The organism is Variovorax sp. YR266, assembly GCF_900107295.1.
In the GTDB taxonomy this organism is placed as follows: domain Bacteria; phylum Pseudomonadota; class Gammaproteobacteria; order Burkholderiales; family Burkholderiaceae_C; genus Variovorax.
Genome location: NZ_FNPM01000011.1, coordinates 196,902 through 203,228, shown reverse-complemented (window position 1 = coordinate 203,228; position 6,327 = coordinate 196,902). Strand labels below are relative to the sequence as shown.

Annotated in this window: 6 protein-coding genes; 4 read left to right on the top strand and 2 right to left on the bottom strand. The window is 60.1% G+C overall.

The features are described 5' to 3' along the window. The 4 genes from BLW48_RS26340 to BLW48_RS26325 all read left to right on the top strand — a co-directional run. On the top strand, positions 1–834 hold an 834-nt coding region (locus BLW48_RS26340; protein WP_093178378.1), incomplete at its 5' end, for an electron transfer flavoprotein subunit alpha/FixB family protein. Between the two features lie 13 nt (positions 835–847). Next, complete coding sequence (locus tag BLW48_RS26335) at positions 848–1,819, top strand: NAD(P)H-dependent flavin oxidoreductase (protein ID WP_093178377.1); 972 nt, start codon at positions 848–850, stop codon at positions 1,817–1,819. A gap of 355 nt (positions 1,820–2,174) precedes the next feature. Continuing rightward, positions 2,175–2,444, top strand: a complete 270-nt coding sequence (locus tag BLW48_RS26330; RefSeq protein WP_093178375.1) for a hypothetical protein — start codon at positions 2,175–2,177, stop codon at positions 2,442–2,444. A 420-nt stretch (positions 2,445–2,864) separates the two neighbouring features. Next, positions 2,865–3,668, top strand: a complete 804-nt coding sequence (locus BLW48_RS26325; protein WP_093178374.1) for a hypothetical protein — start codon at positions 2,865–2,867, stop codon at positions 3,666–3,668. Here the strand turns inward: BLW48_RS26325 and BLW48_RS26320 are convergent. Both BLW48_RS26320 and BLW48_RS26315 read right to left on the bottom strand, forming a co-directional pair. Then, complete coding sequence (locus BLW48_RS26320) at positions 3,665–4,855, bottom strand: hypothetical protein (protein ID WP_093178372.1); 1,191 nt, start codon at positions 4,853–4,855, stop codon at positions 3,665–3,667. The two genes, BLW48_RS26325 and BLW48_RS26320, sit on opposite strands and share 4 nt — an antisense overlap. Positions 4,856–5,234: 379 nt before the next feature. After that, positions 5,235–6,176: a hypothetical protein gene (locus BLW48_RS26315; protein ID WP_093178371.1), complete on the bottom strand. Its 942-nt coding sequence runs from the start codon at positions 6,174–6,176 to the stop codon at positions 5,235–5,237. Between the last annotated feature and the right edge of the window lie 151 nt (positions 6,177–6,327).

Below are 6,327 nucleotides of genomic sequence, written 5' to 3'. Positions count from 1 at the left end.
GTGCTGGTGGCCGGTGCCAATGCAGCCGAAGCCGGCAAGGCCGCCGCACAGATCGCCGGAGTCTCCAAAGTCATCGTGGCCGACAGCCCCAGCCTTGCGGAAAACCTGGCAGAGAACGTCGCCGCTCAAGTGCTGGCGATCGCATCCAACTACAGCCACATCCTGTTCCCCTCGACTGCCAACGGCAAGAACGTCGCACCGCGCGTGGCTGCCAAGCTCGATGTGGCCCAGATCAGCGACATCACCAAGGTCGACAGCCCCGACACCTTCGAGCGCCCGATCTATGCTGGCAACGCCATTGCCACCGTGCAGAGCAGTGACGCGACCAAGGTGATCACCGTGCGTACGACCGGCTTCGACGCCGCGGCAGTCACCGGTGGCAGCGCAGCAGTCGAAACGGCCGAAGGCGTCGCAGACAGTGGCAAATCGAGCTTCGTGGGCCGAGAAGTCACGAAGAGCGAACGCCCCGAGCTGACCGCAGCCAAGATCATCGTTTCGGGCGGCCGAGCCCTGGGCAGCGCAGAGAAGTTCACCGAAGTGATGGCCCCTCTGGCCGACAAGCTCAACGCGGGCCTGGGCGCCAGCCGCGCAGCCGTCGACGCGGGCTACGCCCCCAACGACTGGCAAGTGGGTCAGACCGGCAAGATCGTCGCGCCCCAGCTGTACATCGCAGCGGGCATCTCGGGTGCGATCCAGCACTTGGCCGGCATGAAGGACTCCAAGGTGATCGTGGCGATCAACAAGGACGAAGAAGCCCCGATCTTCTCGGTGGCCGACTACGGCCTCGTGGCCGACCTGTTCACGGCTGTGCCGGAACTGGTGAAGGCGCTGTAAGGGGTCTTCGACGATGAAGACCCGCATCACCGAACTGCTCGGCATCCGCTACCCGATCATCCAGGGCGGCATGCAATGGGTGGGCCGCGCCGAGCTGGCCGCGGCCGTGTCGAACGCCGGGGGCCTCGGCATCGTTACCGCGCTGACGCAGCCCACGCCCGACGACCTGCGCAACGAAATCGCGCGCACCCGCACGCTGACCGACAAGCCCTTCGGCGTGAACCTCACGATCCTGCCGGCGGTGAAGCCGCCGCCGTATGCGGAGTACGTGCAGGCCATCATCGACAGCGGCATCAAGATCGTGGAGACCGCGGGCAACAGCCCGAAGGACTTCATCGAGGCGTTGAAGCGCCATGACGTGAAGATCGTGCACAAGTGCACCTCCGTGCGCCATGCGCTGTCGGCAGAGCGCAATGGTGTCGATGCCGTGTCGGTCGACGGCTTCGAATGTGCAGGCCACCCTGGCGAAGACGACGTGCCCGGCCTCGTGCTGCTGCCCGTGGCGGCGCGCAAGCTGCGCATTCCGATCATTGCGTCGGGCGGCATTGCCGACGGGCGCGGCATGGCCGCCGCGCTGGCGCTGGGCGCCGAGGGCGTGAACATGGGCACGCGCTTCTGCGTGACGAAGGAAGCGCCGATCCACGACAACATCAAACAGGCGCTGGTCGCTGCAACCGAGCGCGACACGAAGCTGATGTTTCGCACCCTGCACAACACGGCGCGCGTGTTCCGCAACGCCATCTCCGAAGAGGTGGTGGCCACGGAGAACCGCCCGGGTGGTTGCGAGTTCGAGGACGTGCGACCGCTGGTGGCCGGCGCGCGTGGCCGTGCGGCATTGGAGTCTGGTGAGGTGCACAACGGCGTGGTCTCGGCCGGGCAGTGCATCGGGCTGATCGACGACATTCCGACTTGTGCCGAGTTGCTCGAGCGCATGGTGCGCGAGTGCCGCGAGCATCTGGACCGGGCACGGTCCTGGATGAACTGAGTCTTTCTGCTCGCATCCGGGGCGACGATCACGCCGACGGGGTGATCGTTCAGAGCCGCTGCGGAAGCTGCATTTGTTGGCAGTCGCCGAGACTTCATGCCGCATGGAACGCTTACTTCGCCGGGTTCTTCTCTAGAGTGGATGCCCCTGTCACTCGATACCCCACCAAGGGAAGAAGAAAGGCGCAACACACCCAGCCACCGAGATGTTTGAAGGCTGCTTGCCTCGCGGCAGGTCGTCGGTGCGAAAGCAGCGATGCAAATGCGAGGTATCAAAAGGCGACGGCCGAGGTGTTACTAGCACCCCGACCGTCTAACCAAGTTCGTGCAATCACCTCTCAAGGAACCGCACAAAAATGGCTACCAAGACTATAGCCCGGCCTCGCACGCCGGTAGCTTCCGAAGACAACGCCCAAGACCCGGCGGATCTTCTCGAAAACACCCTCTCTCAACTCGAAGCTCTTCTGTGGGTCTGCCACGGGGAAGACATCGACTGGTGCAGCGGGGATGGGCCTCGGCGATTGGACAACCTGCTTTGGCTTGCGGCTGAACTGGCTCGCAAGGCGGGCGAGCTGTTTCAGCTGAGCGAGAAGGCGCGACTCGGAGCGCCTGAGACCGGCGGTTAGCGGCTGGTCTGCGGGCTGCGGGTTCGCGGCCCGCGTGCCGAGTTGGTTCTTTGGGGTACGACGGCTGAAGCCTTTGTGATGGAGGGAATTCGGCCTGGTTGAGGTTTGTGGGGTAGGCCTCGGTGGCAGCTATGTGTTCCATGCTGATCGTCGACAGACAATGCGCGCATCCGCTTTGCAGCGGTTGCTGCCGTTCACGATCTGCGTTGAGATGGGTGCTCACGGCCAGAAGCAGTCATCTGACGTCAAGGCACAATGCGATACAACGGGCTTGCGGCTCGAGCTTCGACCCGTGGGGCATATGGAACGAATCGCCGACCACCCCTATCGAGCTTTGCTTGTGTTCTCCCTGCTTTTCTGCATGCCCAACGCGGCCGGGCGCTGCCATGTCATCATTCCGCAAACAGCGGAAGAGAGAAGATGGGCGCTTCACCGTGGACATACATCATTGGCCCGTTCGTGGGCGCGTGCTTGGCATTCGCGCTTGCGCGCCTGTACGACGCGAACAAGCGCTTCAACGAACGGCTCTCGGCAGGCAACCTCGCGTTGCTTTCCATCAAGAATCAGCTGAACGACTTCCTGCTGTTCAGGCTCGGCTTCCACCAAGACTGTCGGCGAATCGCGTTGCAGGGCGACGAACCCGTGTGGGCACTGGTACGACCGAGCTTCATGCAGTACGGCGACTACGAATTCGACTACAAAGAAGTGGCGTTCCTCTTTGAGGGCGGTGCTCGGCCTGCGGCCTTCGACGACATCGAGCACGCGCAGATCCTGCACCACGACCTCATCAAGATGGACGAGCACCGGACCGGCACCGCACGTGAAACGCAACGGCTCGCAGCGAAGGAGGGGAAGGTCGGCGCGACGTTCAAGGAAGTCGAGGCCATCCTCGGCAAGGCGTACGTCGCCGAACTGCACATGCTGGCCGAGGGCCTGGCTTTGCGAGCCGCCGGAAACGAAGCGGTGTATCTGAAGGCGTTCACCTCGCTTCGGGATGCTCTCCGCGACCACTTCAAGCAGACATGGCGCTACCGCGTCGGCTACGTCTACCGTATGCGACACGACGCGACCATTGAGGACATGCTCACGAAGCTGCTGCCGAGACGAGAACCCGGCTACAACGCCGACGAGCTACCGCCTCTCCCCAAAGACCTGCAAAAGTCCGTCGACGAAACTCTGGCACACCGCAAAGCGTACAAGACTGAGGCACAGAAGCGCGGCTAGTCTTCTTCCTCCTCCTCAGTTGCTTCCGGCCAATCTTTCGTCGCCTCGCGTAGGTAGTTAGCCAGCTGGAGGGTCTGCACGTGGCCGAGAACGGCGTGCCAGTACAACTGTTTGCTGTCGTCCTGCGCCAGGATGTCGTACGTGAAGAACAGCTCGCTGTTGCGCAGTTCGTCTTTGTCCTCTTCCGTCAGCGTGTAGAGACCTTCCGCGGCAAGCAAGCATTTGACGATTCGCGAAGTGAACCAACTCGTGAACATGAGGTGGTTGCTGAGCGACCAGACGCCCGGCTCGTGCTGCTGCCCACCCGTGCCGTGCGCGCCCTCGTTGCGCCAGTGGCAGAAGTCATCGATCCACGCCTCGAATGGGCGCGTCGGCTTGTACTTCTTCCAGCGCTCCCGCCACTTCTCAGGGGCGATGTGCACGTCATGCCACTCTGCGGGCCCGAGGTGCGGAGCCATCAGTGCCATCAGCTTTTGCTTGAGGTCGGCAGTCTGGTGCGTGGCATTTACCAACGTCTCAAGGGCGGCCCTCATGAAGACAATTTCAGCGGACTCAGGAACTTCATTGGCGTCGGTGTTGGCGCGAATGAACATCGTGACAGCGTCCTTAATCCTGCTTTGAAGCGGTCCGGCCGGCACATTCAATAGGGCAAGCGCGAGTTCTCCGTCTAGGTCGAAGCAGTACCTGTCCGACACATGCAGTGGACGCAAGAAAACAGGCCTCCCTCGTGTGCCGGTCATGTAGTTAATGCCGCCGCCGTCGCGCCGCCGTGTCCGGATCGCTGTCGAAGCAGGGTTGTCTTCACGGTAGTGCTGCGCTGTGACAAGCAAGCCGTCTGAGTTGCAGTAATCCAAGAACCAGCCGTACCGCCGCTTGGAAATAGCAGCGAAAACGAGCAACTGGGTCTGCTGAAGCCGCTCCTGCACCTCGTCATCGGTGAGGATGGTCTCGCGCTCGTCATCACCCCGCCAGCGCAGAATGACGGCTCTCTTCACGGGCACAGTCGAGTCTCCATCGTTCACGAAAGCACGGTCAGCGTAGTTTCCAATGATGGCGTCAAGGCTCACCTGGCTGGTCTTGCCGAGCGTTCCAGGCGCAGAGCCGCGCGTGTACGGCACCAGCGAGATTGGGCCGATGTGGCCTGGTCCATTCATGGCGGTCCATGGCATGAAGAAAAGAGTGGGCATTCCGTTATCTCCAAAATTTCTTCTTGGGGGTTTTTCGGAAGCCTAGACTGCGCCGATGACATCGCCAACCAGCTTTGAAGGCTGTGCTGTGACCCGACGCACTAAGGGTAAGGCTCTTTTGGCATGCGTGTGCCGCACCCCAGCTTCAGCTTCTAGTCCTAACAGTCGGTCGATGAAAAAACTTACTGACGGCAACCAGTCTGAAGCAGGCGGCCAAACAGACGATAACCACAGGCATGAGAACGCCCCGGTATCGGTGGCTGGTTCAGTCGCACATCCCAACTTTGATAACCAAAGTCACGAGAACACCCCTATCTGTTAGTCGACACTTCCGAATAGAACAGTCCTCACCGAGATGGACAGCGCCTTTCTGATCGAATCAGCGAGGCGTGTGATGGCGCAACGTCATTGCATGCTCTTGCGCGCCCTTTGTGCGCAGCCCCTTGATCAATGCGTCGATCTCCCTCTCAGCAGTACTACGGTGATGAGTCCAGTATTTCTGCGCACTCAACAAGGCTGAGCTGGTCAGCTTTTGGTTGAGCAAGCTACCCGACAAGAGGTTGTAGTGTGCGTCGCCCGCAATTGTCGTTTTTCTCATCTCCTCCAATATCTTCACAAACTTTTTGATCGCTTTGGTGTTGTCATACGCCCTGCTTTCAACACCGCTCAGCTTTCCCAATGTCTTCAGCATCTGGGGTTCGCTCTTTTTCAGCTTATTGCTATACGGGGAATAAGTTTGCTGAAGACCCGGTAGTGTTCCTCCCTTCAAGCGATCTTCAGTCACTTGCTCGTCTTCCGAACGCAGCGCTCCAGAAACCTGCATGCCAATAGTGCGGCTCGTCGCCTTGGACGATACCTTCCCATTGAGATCGGTAGATATCCCGCCGTCTGAGTGAAGCATTAGCAGATGAGGATCGAGCATCATTTGATTGTTTCGCGCATTGGTAAGCGACCAACCCGGGAACAGGTTCATTGGCTCTTGGTCGTAGATGGAACCGAGGCTGTGCGTCTTCAAAGGATCCCAATGAGGCTTGACCAGGACGCTCGCCAACGTGCCAGCCGGAGCACTCACGATCGAATCAAAGGTGCTGTATGCCGAACCAGAGAACAACTGCAGCGTGTAGACGTAGTAGTGCCGCCTGTATGTGTCTGGAGGCGCCTCGTCAGCCAGATCAAACAGTTTTCCTAGATCGGTATCTCGAATCTTGTGGCGAACTTGCAGAGCACTCGCCAGCGAACCCTTTAGCTCAACTTCCTTCTTGAGAGAGGTCGCCGTACATTCGGCAAGAAACAGACGAAGCGCTGCTGCATGCATAGTCATAAAGACCACATTCGGGTCGGGTGTGGTGAAAAATGAAACCGAGCACGCGCCTCTGATGCACCATGAACGGGTCCGCCAGTTTGAATTTCGCTCTCGAAACCGTGCTTGATCAATACCGAGAAATTGGTAGTCGCAGGACAATTGAGGCGAT